This is a genomic window from Vibrio sp. D173a (assembly GCF_030248475.1).
The window spans coordinates 1-1,020 of record NZ_JAHGAH010001355.1; the positions used below are offsets into that span (position 1 = coordinate 1).

General features: G+C 47.6%; 1 pseudogene. It reads left to right on the forward strand.

The window, feature by feature from the left end:
- Positions 1-987: pseudogene (locus KIV40_RS33325) on the forward strand (NapC/NirT family cytochrome c); the annotation flags it as partial.
- Between the last annotated feature and the right edge of the window lie 33 nt (positions 988-1,020).

The window sequence follows — 1,020 nt, forward strand, 5'->3', positions numbered from 1 at the left end:
CTGCGGTCATGCACTACACATCAAGCACAGAGTTCTGCGTTTCTTGTCACACCATGCAGATCCCATACGAAGAATATGAAGGTTCTATTCACTTCAGTAACGCCAAAGGGATTCGAGCAGAATGCTCAGATTGCCACATTCCTTCGGATCCTATTGACTACGTAATCACAAAAATCAGAGCCTCTAAGGACATCTATCACGAATTTGTGACGGGCAAAATTGATACCGAAGAGAAGTACGAAGAACACCGTATGGCGATGGCCGAAACGGTATGGGCACAACTGCGTGAAAATGACTCAGCAACGTGTCGTTCTTGCCATACCTTTGATACGATGGACAGCTACGAGCAATCTGAAGACGCAGCCAAAATGCACGCTTACGCTCAAGAGAACAACCAAACCTGTATCGATTGTCATAAAGGCGTAGCGCACTTTGCTACAGAGCCAGAAATGGACAGCGAAGCGTTCGATAACTTAATGGCGTTCACAGAGAAAACATCACCAGATGCAAAAGTGGTTTACCCAGTTGAAACCATCGAGATGGGTGAGCTTGGCACGATTAACCCGACGGCGAAACTAGATGTTGTTTCGACAGAAGGCACGCAACGCACAGTAGAGCTGCACGCTTACCAAATGAAAGGTGCCGAACAAGTGCTTTACTCTATCGTCGCAATGCTGACAGAAGCGGGCCAAAACGCTGTAGAAGCCGGTGAATACCACGCTGATGAATACGGCAATGAGTGGCGTACAGCAGCAATTACAGCGCAGATCGATGCAGATGTATTGGACTCTCTTGAGCCTATCTGGGACTACGCAGAAGAGCTCGACAACGTGTAGTCACGCAAAAATTCCAGCAGGCCAGTTTACGGTTAACGCATGGGGCCCAGTTGCGAAAGGCATGGGTGACCGCACCGATATCTCCTCTGAAGACTTAGAACTTCTAACCAAATTCTTCCAGAACCACGCCAAAGACGTGGCTGGCCATTAAATTAGAAACGAAAGGATAACAATAATGGCTGAT